The sequence below is a fragment of the Geodermatophilus sp. SYSU D00766 genome, from assembly GCF_054049915.1.
The window spans coordinates 88980-111451 of sequence record NZ_JBJGYI010000013.1 but is presented as its reverse complement, the minus strand read 5'-3'; the positions used below and the strand labels follow the sequence as shown (position 1 = coordinate 111451).

Below are 22472 nucleotides of genomic sequence, written 5' to 3'. Positions count from 1 at the left end.
GCCCCGCGGGCCCACCCACGACACCCCGTCGCGCTCCGTCAGCGGCCCCCGCTCCCCGGGACGGCCGCCGTCCGTGCCGGCGGGGTCGCCGCCCCGGCCGCCGCGCGCGGGGGGAGCAGCCACGCGACGACGGCGGTGAGCACGCAGACGGCGGACCCGAGGACGGCGACGGTGCCGTACCCCCCGCTGCCCGGCGCCGCGGCACCCTCGGGTGTGGCGGCGGCGAGGACGGTGGCGGTCAGGGCGCTGCCGAGCGCGAACCCGACGTAGCGCAGGACCTGGTTGAGGCTCATCGCGCTGCCGGTCTCCGACGACGGCACGGCGGAGATGACCAGCGCCGGGAAGACGGCGAAGGCAGCGCCGACCCCGAGCCCGGCCACTGCCATGACGAGGAACACCTGCCACAGCTGGGTGTGGGCGAGGCCGAACAGCACGAAGGCGCCGCCCTGGACGAGCGCCGCGACCGGCAGCACGACGTGCGGGCCGGCGCGATCGGCGAGCAGCCGGGCCAGCCGCCCGGCGAGCACGCTGGCCGCCGAGAACGGCAGCAGCGCCAGCCCGGCGACCACGATCGACGCGCCGAGTCCCGGGCCGCCCCGCGGCGCCTGCGCGAGGACCGGTACCGCCGCGAGGAGCAGGTAGTTCGACAGCCCGACGAGCAGGGCCGCCGAGTGGGCCGTGGCGGCGGTGCGTCCCCGGGCCAGCCGGAGGTCGACCAGCGGAGCCGGCGTCCGGAGCTCCCAGCGCACCCAGCAGGCCAGCAGGAGGGCGGACCCGGCGGCCAGCCCCCACGGCACCGGCGACGTCCAGCCCATGCCCTCCGCCTCGCCGAGGGCGAGCAGCGCACCGGCCAGCCCGGCGCCGAGGAGCACGGCGCCGAGGACGTCGAGCGGCCGGGAGGACGTGATCTGCGAGGCGGGCAGGACCACGGCCGAGGCCACGAGGGCGGCGGCGCTCACGGCGGCCCCGGCCCAGAAGGCGGCGTGCACGCCGCCGAGCTGCGCGACGAGCCCCGCGAGCGGGTAGCCGAGTCCCACACCGGCGACGACCGTGATCGACAGCGCGGCGATCGTGGCGCGCGACTGCTCGCCCGCGAGCGCCTCACGGGCCGTCGCGATCGCCAGCGGGGTGAGGCCGAGCCCGACCCCCTGCAGCCCCCGGCCGGCGACGAGCCACCCCAGGCCCAGGGGGAGGGCGGCCAGCAGCCCGCCGAGGGTGACCGCGGCCAGGACGGCGAGCACGACCGCGCGCCGGTGCGGGCCGTCGCCCAGCCGGCCGATCACCGGGGTGGCGACCGCGCCGACCAGGAGGGTGACCGTCAGCGCCCACTGGGCGCCCGGCAGCGTCGTCGCCATCTCGGTGGCGATGGCCGGGACGAGCGGTGCGCCGAGGCTGCTGATGACGGCGACGACCGTGCCGACGAACAGCAGCACCGGCACCAGGGCCCGGGACGGAGGAGCGGTGTGCACGGTCCCAGGCTCCCAGGTCGTTGCAGAGACCAAGCGATCGCGGCTGTGTCATCCGACGCCGACGCGCCGGGGAGGCAATACCCGGCGGCCGGTCGGCGTTACTGTTCAGTCGGGCCGGGCCACCTCCGCCCGACCGGCGGCTCTCCCCGGACGAGTCGAGCCGCCGACCGGCCCCCTCGGATCCGGGGGCACCACCCCCGGCTGACCCGCCGGTCCGGCCCGGGACGACCGCGTCCCCGCCCGGCCGTCGTCGTCCGGCCGCACCACCGGGTGCGGCCCTGCCCCGGCAATCGTTGCCGGGCACCGCAGAGGAGTGTTCGAGTGGCTCGACCAGGCCGGCGCCCGACCGGCGCCCGCCGCACCGCCCCGCGCCAGCAGCGGCGCGTGCGGGACCGCGACCTCGTGTCGCTGCTGGCCCGCACCGTCCGCGAGGTCGAGGCGGCCGTCCGGCGGCGTCGCGTGACGCCCGCCGTCCGCACCGACGTGCAGGTCGTGGCGCTGTTGCTGCGCGAGGAGCGCGCCCGCGTGCAGGCCGACGGCGCCCTGAGCCCCACCCGCCGCGCCGAGCAGCTCAAGCGCCTGGACGGGATCGCGACGATCCTCGCGACGACCGCCGTCCGCGACGCCGCGCTCCTGGCGCTGCTCGACGACGACGCCGTCGTCTCCGACGCCGCCCGGTCGCGCCGGCGGGAGCTGCTGCGCGCCGTCGGCATCGAGCCGGCCCCGGACGAGGTCCCCGCGCCGGAGCCCGTGGACACCCCCGCCCCGCCCGAGCGCCGGGTCGTGCCGCGGTCGGTCGTGTCCCGGCAGCTGGCCAACCCGTTCCTGGCCCCCGACTTCTCCGCTCCGCGCCCGGCCGCCGTCCGCCCGCGCCGCCTCGCCGGCTGGGAGCTGCTCGGTCCCCTGCTGACCTCCTTCGAGCGGGCCGGTGCCGGGGCGCCGGCCTCGATGGACCTGCCCGAGCCGACCCTCCGGACCCTCCCCGGTGGCGCCGAGCTGATGCCGCACCAGGCCCGGCTGGTCGCCGCCGCCGCGGCCGGTCACCGGACGTTCCTGCTCGCCGACGAGCCGGGCCTCGGTAAGACGGCGCAGTCGCTGCTGGCCGCGGAGGCGGCCGACGCCTACCCGCTGCTCGTGGTCGTCCCCAACGTCGTCAAGACCAACTGGGCGCGCGAGGCCGGCCGCTGGACGCCGCACCGGCCGGCCACCGTCGTGCAGGGCGACGGCGACACGATCGACGGGTTCGCCGACGTCGTCGTCGTCAACTACGACGTGCTCGACCGCCACGCGGGCTGGCTCGGCGACTTCGGCTTCCGCGGGATGGTCGTCGACGAGGCGCACTTCATCAAGAACCGCACCTCGCAGCGCTCCCAGCACGTGCTCGGGCTGTCCGCGCGCATCCGCGAGCGCACCCCGCGGGCGCTGCTGATGGCGCTCACCGGCACCCCGCTGATCAACGACATCGACGACTTCCGGGCCATCTGGCAGTTCCTCGGCTGGATCGACGAGACCGGGCCGGTCGGCGAGCTGCTCGACGCGCTCGAGGACACCGGCCTGACGCCCGCCGACCCCGGCTTCTACGCCGCCGCCCGCCAGTGCGTCATCGACCGGGGCATCGTCCGCCGCCGCAAGGTCGACGTCGCCGCCGACATCCCCGCCCGGCTCGTCGCCGACCTGCCCGTCGAGCTCGACGGCGAGGCCGGCCGCTCGATCCGCGCGGCCGAGCGCGACCTCGCCCGCCGGCTGGTCGCCCGGTACGAGACCGCGCTGGCCGCCCGGACCGCCGACACCGCCGAGGGCCCCGACGGCGGCATCGACCTCGACCTGGTGCGCCGGGTGGCCCGCTGGGAGCTCAAGGAGGCCAACGCCTCCACCACCGGCGAGAACGTCTTCGGCGTGATGCGGCGCATCGGCCGCGCGAAGGCGGGCCTCGCGGCCGACTACGCGGCGCAGCTGGCCCGCAGCGCCGGCAAGGTCGTGTTCTTCGCCAAGCACGTCGACGTGATGGACGCCGCCGAGGAGACGTTCACCCGCCTCGGCATCCGGTTCTCCTCGATCCGCGGGGACCAGACTCCGACGGTGCGCCAGCGCAACGTCGACGCGTTCGTCACCGACCCCGACGTCGCCGTCGCCGTCTGCTCGCTCACCTCCGCCGGGGTGGGGCTGAACCTGCAGGTCGCCTCCAACGTGGTGCTGGCGGAGCTGTCCTGGACCGACGCCGAGCAGACCCAGGCCATCGACCGCAGCCACCGCATCGGGCAGACCGAGCCGGTCACGGCGTGGCGGATCATCGCCGCGCAGACGATCGACAGCCGGGTCGCCGAGCTGGTCGACAGCAAGGCCGGGCTGGCGGCCCGGGCGCTGGACGGCGCGGACGACGAGGCCTCGCCGGCCGGTGACGTGCAGCTCGAGGCGCTCGTCGGCCTGCTCACCGACGCGCTGGCCGCACGGTCCGGCGCCGCGCGCTGACCCCGGCCGGCCGCCCCGGGCGGCTGTGGTTGGCTCGGCGACCGGCGGCGACGACGGGAGGCCCCATGCCGGCTGAGCGGATCCTGGACACGGCGACCCGCGTCGCCGACCTGCTCGTCGAGGTGCAGACGCAGGTCAACGGCCAGATCGACGCCGCGCTGGGTGCCCTCCTGCCCGGCGTCCGCGAGCGGCTCGGCGTCCCGCCGGACGGCGACGTCGACCTGTCCGGGCTGGTCAACACCCGCATCACCGGGCTGAGCGTCGTCGTCACCCCGGCGGCGGTGGCGACGGTCCTCCCGCTGAGTGCCGCCTCCGCGGCGACGACGGCCGCCGGGCGCCGCGCGGTCGCCGACGTCGTCGCCGGGCGCGACGACCGCCTCGCCGTCATCGCCGGCCCCTGCTCCATCCACGACCCCGAGGCCGCGCTCGAGTACGCCGCCTTCCTCGCCCGGATGCGGGAGCGGCACGGCGGCGACCTCGAGCTGCTCATGCGGACCTACACCGAGAAGCCGCGCACCGAGGTCGACTGGAAGGGGTTCGCCTACGACCCGTTCCTCGACGGGTCGAGCCGGATCAGCGTCGGGCTGGTGGCCACCCGCGTCCTCATGGGTCGCATCACCGACCTCGGCGTCCCGGTGGCCGCCGAGCCGCTCAACGCGCTCACCCCGCAGTACGTCAACGGGCTGGTCACCTACAACGGCGTCGGCGCGCGCAACGTCACCGACCAGACCGCCCGAGAGCGGGTGTCGGGCTTCTCCTCTGTCGTCGGCTTCAAGAACTCCCCCGAGGGCAGCATCGACGCCGCCGTCTCGGCCGTGCTGACCGCGCGGGCCCCGCACGAGTTCCTCGGCGTCGACGCGCACGGGGTGTCCGCGCAGCTGTCGACCACCGGCAACCACACCGCGCACGTGATCCTGCGCGGCGACCGGCACGGTCCCAACCACTCCGCCGCGCACGTCGCCGACACCAAGCGGCGGCTGGCGGAGCGCGGGTTGCCGGAGGTGGTCGTCGTCGACGCCTCGCACGGCAACAGCCAGAAGGACCACCGGCGCCAGCCGCTGGTGGTGGCCGACCTCGCCGGCCAGATCGCGGCCGGGGAGCGGGGCATCCGCGGCGTGATGATCGAGAGCAACCTCGTCGAGGGCCGGCAGGACCTCGACCAGCGGCACCCCGAGCGCCTCGCCTACGGCGTGAGCGTCACCGACGCCTGCGTCGACCTCCCGACGACGGAGGCGCTGCTCGCCGAGCTGGCCGACGCCGTCCGGGCCCGCCGCGCCGTCACTGCTCGGGAAAGCTGACCGCAGAGCTCGGTGCGGCCGGCGAGAGGTCGTCCCGTCTGGGCGTTGGCTCAGGTCGCCAGGGCCGTCGGGTGAGTCGTCACGCGTCGAACTCTCGAGGGTGTCGCTCGACGTGCTCGATGAGTCGGTCGACCGTCGCCCTGAGCTGCCGCAGCTCTGCGAGGACGTCGATCTGCTCGGACACCGAGGTGGCGACGACGAACACGCCCACCCCCTGTCGTGCCTCGAGGAGCCCCTTCTGGATCAGGACCTGCTGCGCCTGTCTGATGGTGTTCAGACCCGGGACCTCGTACGTGTCCATCAACTCCGCGATGGACGGCAGCCGGGTGCCGATCGGGTACCTCCGTTGATCCACGATCTGGTGCTGGAGGTCGTCGGCGATCTCCTGGTAGCGAGCCACCATCCCAGTGTGCAGATGAGGTCAAGTGCTCTTGAGCCCTCATAGGGTCTCGTGTACGGTCGTCCTCCCGTGACCGAGTGCGAGGAGAAGAACCGAGTGACCAAGGGCTCGATGATCCGCGAGACCGTCGTCAAGCACTGTGAGCCGTGTGGGCGGGACCGCTCGTTCCTCCCTGGCGTCATCTGCGAGGAGGACCGTACGAAGCAGCGGCGGATCAGCTCCGAGTGCGAGCACACCCTCGTCGACGACGTCTACGTCGTGACGTCGATCGGCGAGAGCACGCGAGCGGACCTGTAGTCACCCGACGGCTGCCGTTCACCTCCCACCGACGGTGAGCGGCAGCCTCCGGGGGGCGGTCGGCGCGGACGGTGGGAGCCGGACGGATCACACCGCGACGGCGGTGCCGCAGACGCCGCAGACCTCCAGCGTCTGACGCCGCCAGCGCAGGACCGGCACGAAGAACACGCTGAACTGCCGGAACTGCCGGACCCGCGCCCACACCGTGGTGTTCGAGCAGCGCGGGCAGGTCCGCAGCGACCCGGGGCCGAGGTGCTTCTGCCTGGTGCCGAACCCGAAGAGGAGGAACACCCTGCCAGGGTAGGCAGCGGCCGGCCGCCCCGGCGGGCCCGGTGATCACTCCCGTGGCAGGCTCGTGGGGTGGTCCGCGTCGGTCTGGTGCTCGGTGGGGGCGGCGTCGTCGGTCAGGCCTACCACGCCGGTGTCCTGGCGGTGCTGCAGCACGACTTCGGCCTCGACGCCCGCGGCGCCGACGTCGTCGTCGGGACGTCGGCCGGGTCGATCACCGGCACCCTGCTGCGAGCGGGGGTGTCCGCGGAGGACCTCGCCGCGTGGACGGTCAAGGCGCCGCTGTCCGGCGAGGACGAGGTGCTCAGGACGATGGCCGCCACCAGCGTCCCCGAGCTGGCGCCCTTCCGGCCGCTGGAGGTGCTGCGCCGGCCGCTGCGGCTGCCCGGCCCGCAGCTGATCGGGCGGGCCATCGCCCGGCCGCTGCGCTTCAACCCGCTGGCGGCCGCCATGACCCTGCTGGCGCCCGGCCGGCACGACGTCGTCGAGCAGCTGGCCGCCCTGCGCGAGGTCGAGGGGCCGGGATGGCCCGAGCGCGACCTCTGGATCACCGCGGTGCGCCGCCGCGACGGCCGCCGGGTGGTCTTCGGCCGGCCCGGGGCGCCCGAGGTGCCGCTGCACCTGGCCGTCGCCGCCTCCTGCGCGGTGCCCGGCTACTTCGCCCCCGTGCGCATCGGCCGGCACGCCTACGTCGACGGCGGCGTGCACTCGGCCACCAACGCCGCGGTGATGCGCACCGCGGGCGTCGGGCTGGTCCTCGTCGTCGCGCCGATGAGCGGGTCCCCGGGCTGGCGCCCCGACGTCACCGCCGCCGTGCGCCGGTACGCGCAGCGGCAGCTCGTCCGGGAGGTGCGGGCCCTGCACGCCGCCGGGATCCGCACCGCCGTGTTCACCCCCGGCCCGGCCGAGCAGGAGGCCATGGGCGCGGACATGATGTCGCGCCACCGCCTCGACGAGGTCATCCAGCAGTCGTTCCTCCAGGGCGGCGCGCACGCCGCGCGGCCGGAGGTGGCCGACCTGGTGCGCGAGGCCGCGGAGCGGACGGCGCGGTGAGCGCACCGCGCGAGGTCGCCGAGGCCTTCAGCCGCCACCGCTTCCGCGACGTGTACGAGGCGCTGGCCCCCGACGTCGTCTGGACCGCCGTCGGCTCCCGGCGGACGGTCGGCCGGGAGGCGGTGGTCGCCCTCTGCGAGCAGACCCTCGCCGCGCTCGCCGGCACCCGCGTCGAGTTCCCCCGCTTCGTGCTGGTGGCCGACGGCGACACCGCCGCCGTCGACGTCGTCGCCCGCTACACCGACCCCGGCGGGACCTCGGTCGTGGCCTCCTGCGACGTCTACGAGTTCCGCGGCGGGGCGCTGGCGGCCATCACCTCCTACGACGTGGAGCTCGAGACGCCCGGCTGACCCCCGCGGCCGGGTGGGAGCGGAGCGGTCCAACTAGGTTGGACGCCGGACGAGGTCCTCGGACAGGGGGTGCACGTGGCCAGGTCGGTGCTCGTGACCGGCGGGAACCGGGGGATCGGGCTGGCCATCGCCCGTTCCTTCGCCGAGCAGGGCGACGCGGTGGCCGTCACCCACCGCGGCAGCGGCGCCCCCGAGGGGCTGTTCGGCGTGCAGTGCGACGTCACCGACGCCGGGGCCGTCGACCGCGCCTTCACCGAGGTCGAGGAGCACCAGGGGCCGGTGGAGGTGCTGGTGAGCAACGCCGGCATCACCCGCGACGGGCTGCTCATGCGGATGAAGGAGGACGACTTCACCGACGTCCTCGACGCCAACCTCACCGCCGCCTACCGGGTCGCGAAGCGGGCGACGCCGAAGATGGTCCGCGCGCGGAGGGGCCGCATGGTGTTCGTCAGCTCCGTCGTCGGGCTGCTCGGCTCGGCGGGGCAGACCAACTACGCCGCGAGCAAGGCCGGGCTGGTGGGCCTGGCCCGCTCCATCGCCCGCGAGCTCGGCAGCCGCAACGTCACCGCCAACGTCGTCGCGCCCGGGTTCGTGCGCACCGACATGACCGCGGAGCTGCCGGAGAAGCGGCAGCAGGAGATCCTCGGGCAGGTGCCGCTGAACCGGTACGCCGAGGCAGACGAGATCGCCGCCGTCGTCCGCTTCCTGGCGAGCGACGCGGCCGGATACGTCACCGGGGCGGTCGTCCCGGTCGACGGCGGACTGGGGATGGGGCACTGATGAGCGGCATTCTCGAGGGCAAGCAGGTCCTCGTCACCGGCGTGCTGACCGAGGCGTCGATCGCCTTCGCCACCGCGCGGATCGCCCAGGAGCAGGGCGCCACCGTGGTCCTGTCCAACTTCGGGCGGGCGCTGTCGCTGTGCCAGCGGATCGCCAAGCGGCTGCCGCAGGAGGCCGCCGTCGTCGAGCTCGACGTGACCGACACCGAGCACCTGGGCTCGCTGGCCGACCGGCTGCGCGAGGCCGGCCTCGACCGCCTCGACGGCGTCGTGCACTCCATCGGCTTCGCGCCGCAGGAGGCGATGGGGGAGGGCTTCCCCGAGGTCGCCTGGGAGCACGCCGCGACGGCGTTCCAGGTGTCGTCGTGGTCCTACGCCTCGTTGGCCCAGGCCTGCCGGCCGCTGCTGGCCGACCCGTCCGCCCTCGTCGGGCTCACCTTCGACGCCTCCGTCGCCTGGCCGGTCTACGGCTGGATGGGCGCGGCCAAGGCGGCGCTGGAGTCCGTCAGCCGCTACCTGGCCCGCGAGCTCGGCCCCGAGGGCGTGCGGTCCAACATCGTCGCCGCCGGCCCGCTGCGCAGCATGGCCATGAAGTCCATCCCCGGCAGCGCCCAGTTCGAGGAGGCCTGGGAGGGCCGGGCTCCGCTGGGCTGGTCGGTCACCGACACCGAGCCCGCCGGCAAGGCCGTCGTCGCGCTGCTGTCGGACTGGTTCCCCGCCACCACCGGAGAGATCGTGCACGTCGACGGCGGCTTCCACGCCGTGGGCGTCTGACCGCATCCGATCCACCCCGTAGCACCGAAGGACGTCCGTGCCCCGCGCCACCGTCGACCTGCACCCCGGCCAGCGTCCCGACGAGGACCCCTCCCTGGCCACCCGCAACAACGGCGGCGTCCCGCCCGCGGCCACGCCCGCCCCGCCCGGCCGTCGCGAGGCGCTGCTGGTGCTCTCCTTCGGCGGCCCCCGCGGGCACGACGACGTCATGCCGTTCCTGGAGAACGTCACCCGCGGCCGCGGCGTCCCGCGTGAGCGGCTGCTCGACGTCGCCGAGCACTACCACCACTTCGGCGGCGTGAGCCCGATCAACGAGCAGAACGAGGCGCTGGTCGAGGCCGTCCGCGCCGACCTCGCCGCGCACGGCGTCGACCTGCCGGTGTACTGGGGCAACCGCAACTGGGACCCCTACGTCGAGGACGTCTGGCAGCAGATGACCGACGACGGCGTCGAGCACGTGTACGTCCTCGCGACGTCGGCCTACGCCTCCTACTCCGGCTGCCGGCAGTACCACGAGGACGTCGCCCGGGCCCGCACCGCCGTGTCGTCTCCCACCCGCCCAGGCGGCCCGACGGCGGAGAAGCTGCCGCACTACTTCGACACCCCCGGCTTCGTGCGGGCCAACGCCGACGCCCTCGCCGCCGCCCTGGCGCAGCTTCCCGAGGAGCACCGCGGCACCGCCCGCCTGGTGGCCACGGCGCACTCGATCCCCGACGCGATGGCCGCTGTCGCGGGGCCCGACGGGCACGCCTACGAGACCGAGCTGACCGCCGCCGCGCGCGCGGTCGTCGACGCCGTCGAGCCCGGCCGGGAGTTCGACCTGGTCTGGCAGAGCCGCAGCGGCCCGCCGTCGGTGCCGTGGCTGGAGCCCGACGTCAACGACCACCTGCGCGCGCTGCACGAGAACGGCGAGCGCGCGGTCGTGCTGTTCCCGGTCGGGTTCGTCAGCGACCACCTCGAGGTGATCTGGGACCTCGACAACGAGGCGAGGGAGACCGCCGAGGAGCTCGGGCTGGCGTTCGTGCGGGCGGGCACCGCCGGCACCCACCCGGCGTTCGTGGCGATGGTGCGCGAGCTGCTGGAGGAGCGCCGGGCCGGCGGGCAGCCGCGGCTGGGGACCGACTGCCCGGCCGCCTGCTGCCACGTCGCGCGGCCGGCGGCCCGCTAGCCCGAGACGACGGCGGCCCGCCACACCGGCGCGACCCCGCGGGTGTAGCGGCGGCCGAACACCCGCGCCAGCACGGCGGTGACCGGCGCCGGGACCGTGGCGCGCAGCACCGCCCGGTCGCCGGGGCTGATGCCGTCGGTGAGCCAGGCGAAGAAGGAGCCGGCCGCGCGGGGGTCGCGGTGCCGGAGCCGGCCGGTGACGGCCCGCCACTCGGCGCTGCCCTCGTGCGCCCGCAGCAGCGGCTCGAGCGTCTCCTCCTCGTGGTCGAGGTGGCCGACCACGACCGCGCGGGTGTGCTCCACGCTGGTGCGGGCGGCCGCGGCGTCGGACTCCGAGCCGGTCCGGGCCAGCGTGCGCAGCGCGCCGGCGGTGCCGACCAGCGCGGCCGACATCGCCGCGTGCTCCTCCTCCATCTCGGTCAGCAGGTCCGCGGCGACCCCGGTGCCGGCGAGGAAGGGCCAGACGTAGGCGTCCTCGCCCTCGTGGTGGTGGGTCAGCTCGCGGTGCACGTTGGCGAAGGCCCGCTCGAGGCCGGCCGCCCGGGCGCGGTCGCCGTCCTGCCACGGGTCGAGGGCCGCCGACAGGCGGGCGAGGTCCCGGCGCACGGCGTTGTGGATCAGCCCGTTCATCGTCGGCGCTGTCATGGCGGCCGACCGTAGCGGCGCCGCTGCCCGCACGGGAGCCCCTCGGGGCGCCGACGGCGCCGCCCGCGCCCGTTGACGGGCCGGGGCGGGGAGTGGACCCTCGGACCACCGGGGACCGGACGAGGACGGTGTGCCGTGGTCGCTGCTGGCTCGCTCGACGTCGACCCGGGCAACGCCGCGCAGCACAGCTCCTGGGAGGGCTCGCAGGGGCAGTTCTGGGCCGCCGAGGCCGACCGCTTCGACCGGTCGGTGGCCCGCTACGACGCGCCCTTCCTCGCCGCCGCCGCCGTCCGGCCGGCCGACCGCGTGCTCGACGTCGGCTGCGGCACCGGCGCCACGACCCGCGCGGCGGCCCGCCGGGCCGTCGCGGGCTCCGCGGTCGGGGTGGACCTGTCCTCGACGATGCTCGCCGTCGCCCGCCGCCGGGCCGAGGAGGAGGGGCTGGACAACGTCGTCTTCGTCCACGCCGACGCCCAGGTCGCCGACCTACCCGGCGGCAGCGACATCGCCGTCAGCCGGGCGGGGGCGATGTTCTTCGCCGACCCGGTGGCCGCGCTGGCCAACGTGGGCCGCGCGCTGCTGCCCGGAGGCCGGCTGGTCCTGCTGGTGTGGCAGGCCGCGGCCGCCAACGAGTGGATCACCGAGATCACGACGGCCCTCGCCGCCGGCCGGCCGGTGCCCGCACCGCCGCCCGGCGCGCCCGGACCGTTCTCGATGGCCGACCCCGCCCGCGTGCAGGAGGTCCTCGACGGCGCCGGCTACCGCTCGGTGGCGGTGGACGCGCTCCGCGAGCCGCTGTGGCTCGGCGCCGACGCCGACGACGCGTTCGGGTTCGTCACCGGCCTCGCCGGCTGGATGCTCGAGGGACTCGACGACGCCGCCCGCGACGCGGCGCTGGGCGACCTGCGGCGCCGGGTGGAGGCCCACCACGGCGGCGACGGCGTCGAGTTCGGCTCGGCCGCCTGGCTGGTGACCGCCCGCCGCCCGTGACCCCTGCGGCGGCCTTGCGGGTGTTCCTCGCGCTCTGCGGGCGCTGCAGCACCGGCAGAGCGCGAGGAACACCCGCAACGGCGCACGTGAGGAGGGGGAGCGGGCTCAGCGGGGGACGGCGTTGTACGCGGCGACGGTCGCCTCGCGGACGGCGGCGGCCAGCGGGCGCAGCGCGTCGTCGCGGGCGGCGGCCTGGCCGCCGGTGACCGCGCCGCCGGGGGCGTCGGCCGTGGCCAGGTCGAGCACCCGCGCCAGCCGCCGGGCGCGGGCGAGCACCGACACCGCCAGCGGGTCGGTGTCCGGCGGCAGCTCCGGCGCCTGCGCCCCGGCCAGGCCGGTCAGCAGCGCCGGGACCTCGGGGTGCCAGCGGGCGAGGTCGAGGCGGGCCAGCGTGCGGGCCGCGTCGCCCACGGCGAGGTCCAGCGACCCCGAGAGAGCCCGCAGCGAGCCCTCCGCCGCCGGGGGTGCGGGCGGGACGCCGTCGAGGTCGACCGCCGTCCAGGTCACGACCTCCGGCCCCGCGGTCTCGGGCACCAGCGCGACCCGGTCGCCCACCGCGGCCTGACCGGCCTCCAGCGCCAGCGCGCCCAGCCCGGGCGCCGGCGGCAGCCCGCGGACGTCGCCGGGTACCGGCAGCACCAGCCGGAGCCGGCGCTCCCCGAGCCCGCGCAGCGCGGTCAGCGCCCAGCCCAGCGGCACGGCGCCGGGCGCACCGGGCACGCCGGTCACCCGGTGCGCCCGGTCGTCGGCGAGCGCGTCGAGCGCGGCGTCGGTGGAGACGCGGCCGGTGAGCCAGGCGGTGGCCCACACCGCGAACCGGCCGGCGAGGAGGTCGTGCACCCCGCGAGGCTACGTCGGGCCGCGGGCCGGGCGCGCAGCCCGCGCTCGTCGGTGCCGCGGTCTGGGAGGATGCACGCATGGCTGCGTGGGTGCTCTGGCTGGTGGCCGCGGGGCTGTTCACCGCCGGCGAGGTGGTCAGCCTCGACCTGGTCCTGCTGATGTTCGCCGGCGGGGCGCTGGGCGGCATGGTGGTCGCGCTCGCCGGGGGCGGCGTGCCCGTCCAGCTGATCGCCTTCCTCGCCGTCTCGGCGTTCCTCATCGCCGCCGTGCGGCCGGTGGCCAAGGCGCACCTGGAGAACCGGACGCCGCGGCACGTCGACGGCGTCCAGGCGCTGGTCGGACGCACCGCCAGGGTCACCCGCGAGGTGGGTCGCTCCGGTGGCCGCATCCAGGTCGGCGCCGACGAGTGGACCGCGCGGTCGGGGTTCGACGAGACCTTCGAGGTGGGCACGACCGTGCGCATCCTGCAGGTCGACGGCGCCACCGCGGTGGTGGGCGAGTCGTTCGGGGAGCACTGACCACCGCGCGGACCGGTGACCCGCGGTGGCGGGTGGGGGATGATCACGGTCAGGACCGACCCCCTGGAGGCCGCCCGTGACCCCCGCCCTGATCGCGCTGATCGTCGTCGCCGTGCTGTTCGTGCTGGTGGCGGCGAGGAGCGTGACGATCGTCCCGCAGGCCCAGGCGAAGGTGGTGGAGCGGCTGGGTCGTTACAGCCGCACGCTCTCGCCGGGCCTGTCGTTCCTGCTGCCGTTCGTCGACCGGGTGCGGGCCACCATCGACCTGCGCGAGCAGGTCGTCTCCTTCCCGCCGCAGCCGGTGATCACCTCCGACAACCTGCAGGTGGGCATCGACACCGTCGTCTACTTCCAGGTCACCGACCCGCGGCTGGCCACCTACGGCATCGCGAACTACATCACCGGCATGGAGCAGCTGACCACCACGACGCTGCGCAACGTGGTGGGCGGGCTCAACCTCGAGGGCACCCTCACCGGCCGCGACGGCATCAACAGCCAGCTGCGCGAGGTCCTCGACGGCACCACCGGTCCCTGGGGCCTGCGGGTGGCCCGCGTGGAGATCAAGGCGATCGACCCGCCGCCGACCATCCGCGACTCCATGGAGAAGCAGATGCGCGCCGACCGCGACAAGCGCGCGGTCATCCTGCAGGCCGAGGGGCAGCGGCAGTCGGCGATCACCAGCGCCGAGGGCCAGAAGGCCGCGGCGATCCTCTCCGCGGAGGGCCGCAAGCAGGCGGCGATCCTCGACGCCGAGGCCGAGCGGCAGAGCCGGATCCTGCGGGCCGAGGGCGAGCGGGCGGCGCTGTTCCTGCAGGCGCAGGGCCAGGCGAAGTCCATCGAGACGGTGTTCCGCGCCATCCACGAGGGCCGGCCCGACCAGGGGCTGCTGGCCTACCAGTACCTGCAGACGCTGCCGCAGATCGCCCAGGGCGACGCGAACAAGATGTGGATCGTCCCCAGCGAGTTCAGCAGGGCCCTGGAGGGCCTGTCGCGGCTCGGCGGGGGCGACGGCGAGAGCCGCTCGTTCCTCGACGTGCCGCCGCCGGCCGACGGGGCGGCGGCCGGCGCCCCGATCGACACCAGCGGCTGGTTCGAGTCGCAGCTGCCGCCGGCCGCGGCGCAGCCGGAGGCGCGGATCGAGATGTCGAGCATCGCCGACGCCGGCCCCGCGGTGCCCTCCCCGCAGCTGCCGCCGACGACGGACATGGCCCGGGTCGCCGAGAACGGCGTCGCCCGGCAGGACGGCACACCCCCGGGCGCCTGAGCACCCGACCCGGAGCCCGGTGACCGAGAGCCCGTGGCCTTCCGCGGAAGTGCACGGGCTCTAGTCCTTGAGCAGGCCCTCGCGGAGCTTGGCCAGCGTCTGGGACAGCAGCCGGGAGACGTGCATCTGCGAGATGCCGATGTCGGCGGCGATCTGCGACTGGGTCATGTTGCCGAAGAACCGCAGGATGAGGATGCGCCGCTCGCGGGCCGGGATGGTGGCCAGCAGCGGCTGCAGCGACTCGCGGTACTCCACGCCCTCCAGCGCGGCGTCCTCCTCGCCGAGGGTGGCGGCCAGCGTGGGGGAGTCGTCCTCGCCGGAGAGCCGCTCGTCGAGGGAGCTGCTGCGGTAGGCGTTGGCCACCGCGAGGCCCTCGAGGACCTCCTCGCGCGGGATGCCCAGGTGCTCGGCCAGCTCCGACGGCGTCGGTGCGCGGCCGTTCTTCTGCGCCAGCTCGCCGACGGCGGAGTTCAGCGACAGGTGCAGCTCCTGCAGCCGGCGCGGCACCCGCACCGACCAGCCCTGGTCGCGGAAGTGCCGCTTGATCTCGCCGGTGATCGTGGGGACGGCGAAGGAGAGGAACTCGACGCCGCGGTTGGGGTCGAACCGGTCGATCGCCGCGATGAGACCGAGCGTGCCGACCTGCAGCAGGTCGTCGAAGGGCTCGCCGCGGTTGCTGAACCGGCGGGCGAAGTGCCGGACCAGGGGCAGGTGCTCCTCGACCAGGATCTCGCGCAGCCGCTCGCGCCGCGGGTCGTCCTTCTCCAGCGTCGCCAGCTCGGCGAACAGCGGCGCGGTGCGCTCGGCCCGGCGGCGGTTGTCCGAGACCGGGGCGCTGTCGGGCTCGCGGCCGGCGTCCGCGGTCCGGTCGCCGTCCTCGGTGTCGGCGTCCTCGGCGGTGTCCTCTGCGTCCTCGGTGTCGGTGTCCGAGGCGGTGACGTCGTCGGTGGTCTCGTCGTCGTCGCGGGGGAGGACGGGCTCCTCCGCGGGGTCGGGCGTGGTCTCCGGCACGTCCTCCAGGGTGTCCTCCTCGACGGCCCGGCTGCTGGCGGCCGCCGACGTCACGGGGCGACCGAGAGGTCGCTGCCCGTGCCGCCGCCCGTGCGGCCGACGAGCTCGCCCGGTCGCTGCCCGGGCAGGTACTTGTCCATGCTGATCACGGCCACCGCCGCGTCGCTGCCGTCGCCGCCGGGCACCGTCGCCTGGGTGGCGCGGCGGCCGTCGACGTTGTCGGCCAGGGTCTGCAGCACCGCCCAGCCGAAGCCGTCGCGCGGGACGTCGGTGCCGTCAGCGGTGGGCACCCACGCGTCGATGTGCAGCCCGGCGCGGGTGGTCTCGAACACCACCGTCAGCGGCGCGTCGCCCAGGGCGATGGCCGACAGGGTCGCGCACGCCTCGTCGACCGCCAGGCGCAGGTCCTCGACCGAGTCGAGGTCGTAGTCCATGCGGATCGCCAGGTCACCGGCCATCGCGCGCACCGCGGGGAGCTGGTTCGGCGTGGTGGGCACCCGCAGTTCCAGTCGTTCGGCGCGCCGCCCGTCCTGGGCGAGGGCACTGCTCGAGTCCGCCATCCGTCGTCCGCTCCTCATCCGTTCTGCTCGGTCCCCGCGCGGCCCGCGTCGGCGGGCTGCGCGGGCACCCGGCTCCATCCTGCCCGCCGGGTCGTGCTGCGCTCCGCGCGGGGCAGGACCCCCGCCCGGCCGCGCGCCAGCGAGACGGGCTACCCCGCGGTCGAGCAGGGCAAACGCGGACCGGACGGACCCGTCCGCGCGGTTGCCGGGCCGCAGGCGCTGTTGTGTGCTTGTGCCGGATGAACGCCAGCCAGGGCAGCCTGCCGCCGGGGCCCCGTCCCGTCGTGGACGAGGGCCCGGCCGCGTTGGTCGCCGCGCTGGAGGAGGCGCCCTCGGCGCTGTGGTTCGTCACCGGCCCGGAGCAGCGCACCGTGTGGGCCAACGCCCGCGCCCGCGCGCTGGGGGCCGCGCCGTACGACCTGCCGGTGGTCGGGGGCCGGCCGGTGGCCGACCTGGTCGCCAGCGTGCTGCGCACCGGCCGCCCGCAGACCCTCACCGGCGTCCTCGACGAGGAGGGACCGCCGGTCACGGTGGCGGTCCGCCCGCTGGCCGCCGGGCCCGACCCGGGCGCGGTGCTCGTGCTCGAGGGCGGCCTGGTGCCCGACGACGCCGAGGACCGCGTCGGCAGCCCGCCGCCCGCGCCGCCCGTGGACCCCGTCGGGGAGGCCCAGCTCTCGCTGCTGCCGCCGTCCCTGCCGCTGCTGCCCGACGTGCGCCTGTCGGGCAGCTACCACCCCGCCACGTCCGCGCGCGCCGCGGGCGGTGACTGGTACGACGCGGTGCCGCTCGGGCACGGCCGGCTGGCGCTGGTCATCGGCGACGCCGTCGGCCACGGGGTGCCGGCCGCGGCCGCGATGAGCCGGCTCCGCGGCGCGATGCGCTCCAGCGCGCTGCGCGACCCCGCACCGGCCGCGGTGCTCGGCGCGCTCGACGACTTCGCCGCCCAGATGGACGACGTCCAGGGCGCGTCGGTGTTCTACGCCGTCCTCGACGTCGCCACCGGGGCGCTGGCCTTCGCCGCGGCCGGCCACCCGCCGCCGCTGCTGGTGCACGCCGACGGCCGCACCACCTACCTGCCGGTGTCCGCCCGCCCGCCGCTGGGCACGCTCCCGGGCGCGGCCACCCCGGTGTCCCGCGCGCAGCTCGAGCCCGGCGCCACGCTGGTCCTCTACTCCGACGGCGCGGTGGCGGCCGCGGGCCCGCCGCCCTCGGAGGGGCTGGGGCGGCTCAGCGGGGTCGCCCGCGCCGCGCTCGCCGACCCGGCCGCGCTCGACGCCGAGGCGGTGGCCGGGCTCGCCTCCCGCATCGCCGCCGGGCTGCTCACCGCCGACGGCCGCCCCGACGACGTCGCCGTCCTGGTCGCGCACCGCCGCTCCCGGTCGGTGGAGCCGCTGCAGCTGGACCTGCTGGCCGTGCCCTCGGCGCTGCCCGCGGTCCGCCGGCGCCTGTCCGCGTGGCTGACGGCGCTGGGCATGGGCGAGCAGGACCGCGTCGGCGTGATGGTGGCCGTGGGCGAGGCCTGCGCCAACGCCGCCGAGCACGCCTACCGCGACACCGAGCCCGGCCCGATGCGGGTCACCGCCGCGGTCGACGTCGACGGCGTGCTCACCGTGACCGTGCACGACGAGGGCACCTGGCGCCCGCCCGACCGCGACCCCGGCGACCGCGGCCGCGGCCTGCTGATCATGCGGCAGCTCGTCGACGGCATGGTCGTGCGCGGCGAGCACGGCACCACGGTCACGCTGCGCACCCGGCTGCGGCAGAGCCCCGACGAGGAGCCCGAGCACCCGGTGGGCGGCACCGGCGCCAGCGTCGTCGTCGACCGGACCGGCGGCAGCCCGGTGGTGCACGCCGCGGGCGACGTCGACCTGGTCGGTGCCGAGCAGCTGCGCATCCGGCTGCTGGAGGCCAGCCACGGCGGCACCGTCCGCGTCGAGCTGGACCTGACCGCGGTCACCCTGTTCAGCAGCGCCGCGGTGCGGGTGGTGCTGGCCGTGGCGGCCATCGCCGAGTCCGAGGGGTGGCGGCTGGTGGTGCACGCGCCGGACGGCGGCGTCACCCGGCACATCCTCGAGGTCAGCGGCATGCAGCGGCTGGTCGAGCTGCGCTGATCCGCGGGCCCGGTTTACCGGACCGTCCGGTTGCCCATCCACGGGGCGTGAGACTGCGGCGCAGCAACGTGCACGGCCCCGGCTGGACCCGGCGCCGCGCCGGGCGCGGCTTCGCCTACCGCGACGAGACCGGCGCGCTCATCCGCGACCCCGACCGGCTGGACCGGATCAGGTCCATCGCCATCCCGCCGGCGTGGAAGGACGTCTGGATCTGCCCCTGGCCCAACGGGCACATCCAGGCCACCGGCCTCGACGCCGCCGGCCGGCGGCAGTACCGCTACCACGACGCCTGGCGGGCCCGGCGCGACGCCGAGAAGCACGAGCGGGTCCTGGCGATCGCCTCCGAGCTGCCCGACGTGCGCGACCGCGTCGCCGCGGCGCTGCGGACCCGCGGGCCCAACCGCGAGCGGGTGCTGGCCTGCGCGCTGCGGCTGCTCGACCTCGGCACCTTCCGCATCGGCAGCGAGGAGTACGCCGAGGAGAACGGCACCTACGGCCTGGCCACGCTGCGCCGGGAGCACGTCACGGTCCGCGGCGAGCGGACCTACTTCCGGTACACCGCCAAGGGCAGCATCGAGCGCGAGGTGGAGATCACCGACCGGCCGACGGCGACCGTCGTCCGGCAGCTGCTCGAGCGCCCCGACGACGCGGGGGAGGAGCTGCTGGCCTACCAGCTCGAGGACGGCGGCTGGCGCGACGTGACCAGCGACGAGATCAACGCCTACCTCAAGGAGGTCAGCGGCGCGGAGATCACCGCCAAGGACTTCCGGACGTGGAACGCCACGGTGATGATGGCCGCCGCGCTGGCCGAGCAGCCGCTGCCGAGGAACAAGACGGCGCGCAACAAGACGATCCGGGACGCCTACGTGCGGGTGTCCGAGCACCTGGGCAACACCCCGGCGGTGTGCAAGGCCAGCTACGTCGACCCGCGGGTGGTCGACCGGTACGAGCACGGCGAGACGGTGGCCGACGCCCTCGCCGAGCTGGCCGACTCAGAGGGCACCCGGGACACCCAGAAGGTGCTCGAGCAGGCGGTCTGCCGTCTGTTGTCGGCCTGACCCGGGCCCCGGAGAACGACGAGGCCCCGCCGGAGCGGGGCCTCGTCGGGGACGGTGCGGGGGTCGGTCAGCGGGCGCTGCTGTCCACGATGGTGAACAGGTCGATCAGGCCGGTGACCTCCAGCGGGCGGGTGACGGCCCGGGTGGTGGCGACCAGGCGCAGGCCGACGTCGCGGGCGCGGGCCGACTTCTGGGTCTCGACGAGGACGGCCAGGCCGGCCGAGCCCAGGAACTGGACGCCGGACAGGTCGATGACCAGTTCGCGGGGCTGCTGCTCGAGCTGGGTGTCCAACGAGGAGCGCAGCACCGGGGCGGTGAAGGTGTCGACCTCGCCGACGACCGTCACCGTGACCGCGCCGTCCTCACCGGTGGAGGTCGAGAGCGTGATCACGTCGTCGAAGGGAGCCTCCGTGCCCTCGGTGGACACGTCGGGCTGCCCCCCGGCGGGCAGGTCGGATGCGGTCACGGACGCAGCTCCTCTCAGTGGCCGCGCCGAACGGAGCGGCCACCGGTCAATCTACCGCCGCGGACGTCGGGGGGTGGGTACCCCCGGGTGGGCGGTCGGTCGTGGGGAACGCGCCGGGAACGGTCGGCCGGCGCGCGCGGCTGCCTGCTCAACCGCATTTACAACGTAGACAACCGGATGGCCGCACGCCAACCAGCCCGGCAGGACCCCCTCAGCGGGTGACCTGCCGGGCCGGCCGCGGAACCGGGGGAGCCCGGGGATCAGGGATCGAGCACGTGGACGGCGGCCTCCTCCGGGCCCTCGCCCCCGGCGCGACGGTCGGCGGTGGCCTCGACGTCGTCGGCGGTCCTGTTCGTGCCCGAGTCGCTGTCGAACGTCGTCGAGGTGTCCTGCTCGAGCTGCATCGAGGCCGCCTGCGGGTCCTCCGCCGGCCGGGTCCCCGGCTGCTCGTCGGGGACCTCCCGCGCCAGGCGGCCGCTGAGGGACTCGCCCTCGGACTGCTCGGCGGCGGTGGTGCCGAAGTCTGTCGACGCGCCGGGGTCCTCGCGCGGCAGCGGCGCGAACTCGGGGTCCTCGGAGGCCGCGATGCCGGGGGAGTCGTCCTGCGAGACCTCCGGGATGCCCTCGTCCTCGGGGAACACGTCGCGGGCGGTCTGCCCCTCCGGGCGGGCCGCGCCGGTGTCGCTGCCGGCGTCCTCGGCCACTCCGGTCAGGCCCCGCTCGTCGTCGGGGAACTCGGCGTCGTTGAGCGCGGAGTGCACGGCTCCGGGGTCGGGCTGGGTCATCGGCTTCCTCCCTCTCGGGCCGCCGGGACGGTGCACCCGGCGGCGGACTGGTCCTGCGCCTACCCGGCTCCCGGCGGCCCATGCGGCACCGCTCCCGGGCGGAACGTGTCGCGCGCGACCGCATGCCGCACCCGCCCCACGGGTAGCGCAGCCGCCATGGCGATCCAGGACGAGGTGGCGCGCATCGGGCAACCGGTCCGCCGCTGGGCGACCGAGCAGGCGCGCGGCTACGACGGCGGCGAGGGCCGGCCGCTGGGCGGCTTCCTGGGTGCGATGAGCGTCTACAGCGCCGCGGTGGCCGCCGGCGCCGCCGTCGTCCGGGCGACCGGGCGCGAGCTGCCCTCGCGGATCCCGCTCGGCGACGCCGTCCTGCTGACCGTCGGCACCTTCCGGCTCGCCCGCCGGATCGCCAAGGACCCGGTCACCAGCCCGCTCCGGGCGCCCTTCGCCCGCTTCCAGGGCGCCTCGGGCGAGGCCGAGCTCGCCGAGGACCTGCGCGTGGAGCACGGCTGGAAGCACGCGGTCGGCGAGCTGGTGACCTGCCCGTTCTGCCTCGCGCAGTGGGTGGGCACCGGGTTCGTGTTCAGCTACGTCGCCGCGCCGCGGGCCACCCGGCTGGCCGCGCTGACGATGACGATGGTGGCCGGCTCCGACGTCCTGCAGTTCGCCTACGACGCGCTGCAGAGCAGTGTCACCGGCGGCGGACCGGAGGATGATCAGGGCGGCGGCGAGAGCGGCCGCAGCGAGAACGGCGACGAGGACACGGCCGGCCGGCACGCCGAGCAGGCCTGACAGGAGGACGCCCGCTTCCCCCGGGCGGAGGAGACCAGCAGCGACGACGCTGCCGGGGCGCCGGCCCGCACCTATCCTGCGGGCCGCGCCGCCGATGGTCGCGGAGCCCGGGGAAGGGGAGTGGACATGCGCTCGATCTGGCGCGGCGCGGTCTCGTTCGGCCTGGTCAGCATCGGGGTGAAGCTGTACACGGCCACCGAGGACAGGGACGTCCGCTTCCACCAGGTGCACGCCGCCGACGGCGGGCGGGTCAAGTACAAGCGGGTCTGCTCGATCGACGGCGAGGAGATCGAGTACGGCGACATCGCCAAGGGCTACGAGCTCCCCGACGGGCAGCTGGTGGTCCTCACCGACGAGGACCTCGCCGAGATGCCGCTGGCCACCCGGCGGGAGATCGAGGTCCTGCAGTTCGTCGACCAGGCCGAGATCGACCCCATCCACTTCGAGAAGACCTACTACCTCGAGCCCGACGGCCCGGCGACCCGCCCGTACGTGCTGCTGCGCGACGCGCTGGAGAACACCGGCCAGGTCGCGATCACCAAGATCGCGCTGCGGCAGCGGGAGTCGCTGGCCGCGATGCGCGTCCGCGACGGCGTGCTCGTGCTGCACACCATGCGCTGGCCCGACGAGATCCGCCGTCCCGACTTCGGCTTCCTCGACGAGGACGTCTCGGTCCGGCCGCAGGAGCTGCAGATGGCCGAGGCGCTGATCACCTCGATGGCCGGCGACTTCGACCCCGCCGGGTTCACCGACGACTACCGCGAGGCCATGACCGCGCTGCTGGAGGCCAAGCAGACCGGCGGCGAGGTGCAGCCGGTGCCCGAGACCGCCGACCCGGGCGCGGCCGTGGTCGACCTCATGAGCGCGCTGCGGCGCAGCGTCGAGCGTGCCCGCGGGGGAGGCGCCGACGACGAGGAGGCGCCCGCGGAGGCCGCGCCGGCGCGCACGCCCGCCAAGAAGGCGGCGGCGAAGAAGGCGCCCGCGAGGAAGGCGGCCGAGGAGGCGCCCGCGCGCCCGACCCGCGCGCGCAAGGTCACCGCGGCGAAGAAGGAGCCGGCCAAGCGCACGTCGCGGCGCAGCGCCTGACC

General features: G+C 75.8%; 24 protein-coding genes. 15 read left to right on the top strand and 9 right to left on the bottom strand.

The window, feature by feature from the left end; genetic code table 11:
• Positions 1-38: 38 nt before the first annotated feature.
• A complete protein-coding gene (locus tag ACI8AD_RS12415; protein ID WP_456870829.1) occupies positions 39-1469 on the bottom strand; it encodes an MFS transporter in 1431 nt (476 codons plus the stop codon).
• 321 nt (positions 1470-1790) lie between these two features.
• Between ACI8AD_RS12415 and ACI8AD_RS12410 the strand changes: the two genes are divergently transcribed.
• Positions 1791-3938: a DEAD/DEAH box helicase gene (locus tag ACI8AD_RS12410; protein ID WP_456870828.1), complete on the top strand. Its 2148-nt coding sequence runs from the start codon at positions 1791-1793 to the stop codon at positions 3936-3938.
• Between the two features lie 65 nt (positions 3939-4003).
• Entirely contained in the window at positions 4004-5236 is a 1233-nt protein-coding gene (locus ACI8AD_RS12405) for a 3-deoxy-7-phosphoheptulonate synthase (protein ID WP_456870827.1), read from the top strand.
• A 79-nt stretch (positions 5237-5315) separates the two neighbouring features.
• On the opposite strand, the gene ACI8AD_RS12400 is transcribed toward ACI8AD_RS12405, so the two are convergent.
• Complete coding sequence (locus tag ACI8AD_RS12400) at positions 5316-5636, bottom strand: GntR family transcriptional regulator (RefSeq protein WP_456870826.1); 321 nt, start codon at positions 5634-5636, stop codon at positions 5316-5318.
• Between the two features lie 69 nt (positions 5637-5705).
• Between ACI8AD_RS12400 and ACI8AD_RS12395 the strand changes: the two genes are divergently transcribed.
• Positions 5706-5933: a hypothetical protein gene (locus ACI8AD_RS12395; RefSeq protein WP_456870825.1), complete on the top strand. Its 228-nt coding sequence runs from the start codon at positions 5706-5708 to the stop codon at positions 5931-5933.
• Between the two features lie 87 nt (positions 5934-6020).
• On the opposite strand, the gene ACI8AD_RS12390 is transcribed toward ACI8AD_RS12395, so the two are convergent.
• Positions 6021-6224, bottom strand: a complete 204-nt coding sequence (locus tag ACI8AD_RS12390; protein WP_456870824.1) for a zinc-ribbon domain-containing protein — start codon at positions 6222-6224, stop codon at positions 6021-6023.
• Positions 6225-6293: 69 nt separating this feature from the next.
• Here ACI8AD_RS12390 and ACI8AD_RS12385 point away from each other — a divergent pair, with 69 nt between their 5' ends.
• The 5 genes from ACI8AD_RS12385 to ACI8AD_RS12365 all read left to right on the top strand — a co-directional run bounded on the left by ACI8AD_RS12385 (position 6294) and on the right by ACI8AD_RS12365 (position 10345).
• On the top strand, positions 6294-7274 hold the full coding sequence (locus tag ACI8AD_RS12385) for a patatin-like phospholipase family protein (protein ID WP_456870823.1): 981 nt from the start codon (positions 6294-6296) through the stop codon (positions 7272-7274).
• Complete coding sequence (locus ACI8AD_RS12380) at positions 7271-7624, top strand: nuclear transport factor 2 family protein (protein WP_456870822.1); 354 nt, start codon at positions 7271-7273, stop codon at positions 7622-7624. Before ACI8AD_RS12385 ends, ACI8AD_RS12380 begins: the two co-directional genes overlap by 4 nt.
• Positions 7625-7699: 75 nt before the next feature.
• Positions 7700-8404 (top strand): 3-oxoacyl-ACP reductase FabG, encoded by a 705-nt coding sequence (gene fabG / locus ACI8AD_RS12375; RefSeq protein WP_456870821.1) that lies wholly within the window; start codon positions 7700-7702, stop codon positions 8402-8404.
• Positions 8404-9177, top strand: coding sequence for an enoyl-ACP reductase FabI (gene fabI / locus ACI8AD_RS12370; protein WP_456870820.1), 774 nt, complete (start codon positions 8404-8406; stop codon positions 9175-9177). Before fabG ends, fabI begins: the two co-directional genes overlap by 1 nt.
• A gap of 37 nt (positions 9178-9214) precedes the next feature.
• Complete coding sequence (locus ACI8AD_RS12365) at positions 9215-10345, top strand: ferrochelatase (RefSeq protein ID WP_456870819.1); 1131 nt, start codon at positions 9215-9217, stop codon at positions 10343-10345.
• On the opposite strand, the gene ACI8AD_RS12360 is transcribed toward ACI8AD_RS12365, so the two are convergent.
• Positions 10342-10989 (bottom strand): hemerythrin domain-containing protein, encoded by a 648-nt coding sequence (locus ACI8AD_RS12360; RefSeq protein ID WP_456870818.1) that lies wholly within the window; start codon positions 10987-10989, stop codon positions 10342-10344. The genes ACI8AD_RS12365 and ACI8AD_RS12360 overlap by 4 nt on opposite strands.
• Positions 10990-11124: 135 nt before the next feature.
• Here ACI8AD_RS12360 and ACI8AD_RS12355 point away from each other — a divergent pair, with 135 nt between their 5' ends.
• Positions 11125-11979, top strand: a complete 855-nt coding sequence (locus ACI8AD_RS12355; protein WP_456870817.1) for a class I SAM-dependent methyltransferase — start codon at positions 11125-11127, stop codon at positions 11977-11979.
• A gap of 105 nt (positions 11980-12084) precedes the next feature.
• Here ACI8AD_RS12355 and ACI8AD_RS12350 read toward each other — a convergent pair whose 3' ends face one another.
• Positions 12085-12819: a hypothetical protein gene (locus ACI8AD_RS12350; protein WP_456870816.1), complete on the bottom strand. Its 735-nt coding sequence runs from the start codon at positions 12817-12819 to the stop codon at positions 12085-12087.
• Positions 12820-12896: 77 nt separating this feature from the next.
• Here ACI8AD_RS12350 and ACI8AD_RS12345 point away from each other — a divergent pair, with 77 nt between their 5' ends.
• The gene (locus tag ACI8AD_RS12345; RefSeq protein ID WP_456870815.1) at positions 12897-13337 is read left to right on the top strand and encodes an NfeD family protein; all 441 of its coding nucleotides are present in this window, start codon (positions 12897-12899) and stop codon (positions 13335-13337) included.
• Between the two features lie 76 nt (positions 13338-13413).
• Positions 13414-14601: an SPFH domain-containing protein gene (locus tag ACI8AD_RS12340; protein WP_456870814.1), complete on the top strand. Its 1188-nt coding sequence runs from the start codon at positions 13414-13416 to the stop codon at positions 14599-14601.
• Between the two features lie 60 nt (positions 14602-14661).
• Here the strand turns inward: ACI8AD_RS12340 and ACI8AD_RS12335 are convergent, their stop codons facing one another.
• Positions 14662-15666, bottom strand: a complete 1005-nt coding sequence (locus tag ACI8AD_RS12335; protein ID WP_456870813.1) for an RNA polymerase sigma factor SigF — start codon at positions 15664-15666, stop codon at positions 14662-14664.
• A complete protein-coding gene (locus tag ACI8AD_RS12330) occupies positions 15663-16172 on the bottom strand; it encodes an ATP-binding protein (RefSeq protein ID WP_456870812.1) in 510 nt (169 codons plus the stop codon). The genes ACI8AD_RS12335 and ACI8AD_RS12330 overlap by 4 nt, the downstream gene beginning before the upstream one ends.
• Before the next feature lie 239 nt (positions 16173-16411).
• On the opposite strand from ACI8AD_RS12330, the gene ACI8AD_RS12325 reads away from it, so the two are divergent.
• Both ACI8AD_RS12325 and ACI8AD_RS12320 read left to right on the top strand, forming a co-directional pair.
• Positions 16412-18283: a SpoIIE family protein phosphatase gene (locus ACI8AD_RS12325; protein ID WP_456870811.1), complete on the top strand. Its 1872-nt coding sequence runs from the start codon at positions 16412-16414 to the stop codon at positions 18281-18283.
• Between the two features lie 47 nt (positions 18284-18330).
• Positions 18331-19341: a DNA topoisomerase IB gene (locus ACI8AD_RS12320; RefSeq protein ID WP_456870810.1), complete on the top strand. Its 1011-nt coding sequence runs from the start codon at positions 18331-18333 to the stop codon at positions 19339-19341.
• A gap of 67 nt (positions 19342-19408) precedes the next feature.
• On the opposite strand, the gene ACI8AD_RS12315 is transcribed toward ACI8AD_RS12320, so the two are convergent.
• Both ACI8AD_RS12315 and ACI8AD_RS12310 read right to left on the bottom strand, forming a co-directional pair.
• Positions 19409-19807 carry an STAS domain-containing protein gene (locus ACI8AD_RS12315; protein WP_089405599.1) on the bottom strand — a complete coding sequence of 133 codons (399 nt, stop codon included), beginning with the start codon at positions 19805-19807 and terminating at the stop codon, positions 19409-19411.
• 260 nt (positions 19808-20067) lie between these two features.
• Positions 20068-20592 (bottom strand): hypothetical protein, encoded by a 525-nt coding sequence (locus ACI8AD_RS12310; protein ID WP_456870809.1) that lies wholly within the window; start codon positions 20590-20592, stop codon positions 20068-20070.
• Between the two features lie 156 nt (positions 20593-20748).
• On the opposite strand from ACI8AD_RS12310, the gene ACI8AD_RS12305 reads away from it, so the two are divergent.
• Entirely contained in the window at positions 20749-21384 is a 636-nt protein-coding gene (locus tag ACI8AD_RS12305; RefSeq protein ID WP_456870808.1) for a DUF1360 domain-containing protein, read from the top strand.
• A gap of 126 nt (positions 21385-21510) precedes the next feature.
• The gene (gene ku, locus ACI8AD_RS12300) at positions 21511-22470 is read left to right on the top strand and encodes a non-homologous end joining protein Ku (protein WP_456870807.1); all 960 of its coding nucleotides are present in this window, start codon (positions 21511-21513) and stop codon (positions 22468-22470) included.
• The last annotated feature ends 2 nt before the right edge of the window (positions 22471-22472 follow it).

What these genes read in the sequence shown, in the direction of transcription:
- ACI8AD_RS12405 (WP_456870827.1), top strand. Translation starts at nt 4,004, where the DNA reads ATGCCGGCTGAGCGGATCCTGGACACGGCGACCCGCGTCGCCGACCTG.
- fabI (WP_456870820.1), top strand. Translation starts at nt 8,404, where the DNA reads ATGAGCGGCATTCTCGAGGGCAAGCAGGTCCTCGTCACCGGCGTGCTG.
- ACI8AD_RS12360 (WP_456870818.1), bottom strand. Translation starts at nt 10,989, where the DNA reads ATGACAGCGCCGACGATGAACGGGCTGATCCACAACGCCGTGCGCCGG.
- ACI8AD_RS12345 (WP_456870815.1), top strand. Translation starts at nt 12,897, where the DNA reads ATGGCTGCGTGGGTGCTCTGGCTGGTGGCCGCGGGGCTGTTCACCGCC.
- ACI8AD_RS12330 (WP_456870812.1), bottom strand. Translation starts at nt 16,172, where the DNA reads ATGGCGGACTCGAGCAGTGCCCTCGCCCAGGACGGGCGGCGCGCCGAA.
- ACI8AD_RS12325 (WP_456870811.1), top strand. Translation starts at nt 16,412, where the DNA reads ATGAACGCCAGCCAGGGCAGCCTGCCGCCGGGGCCCCGTCCCGTCGTG.
- ACI8AD_RS12310 (WP_456870809.1), bottom strand. Translation starts at nt 20,592, where the DNA reads ATGACCCAGCCCGACCCCGGAGCCGTGCACTCCGCGCTCAACGACGCC.
- ACI8AD_RS12305 (WP_456870808.1), top strand. Translation starts at nt 20,749, where the DNA reads ATGGCGATCCAGGACGAGGTGGCGCGCATCGGGCAACCGGTCCGCCGC.
- ku (WP_456870807.1), top strand. Translation starts at nt 21,511, where the DNA reads ATGCGCTCGATCTGGCGCGGCGCGGTCTCGTTCGGCCTGGTCAGCATC.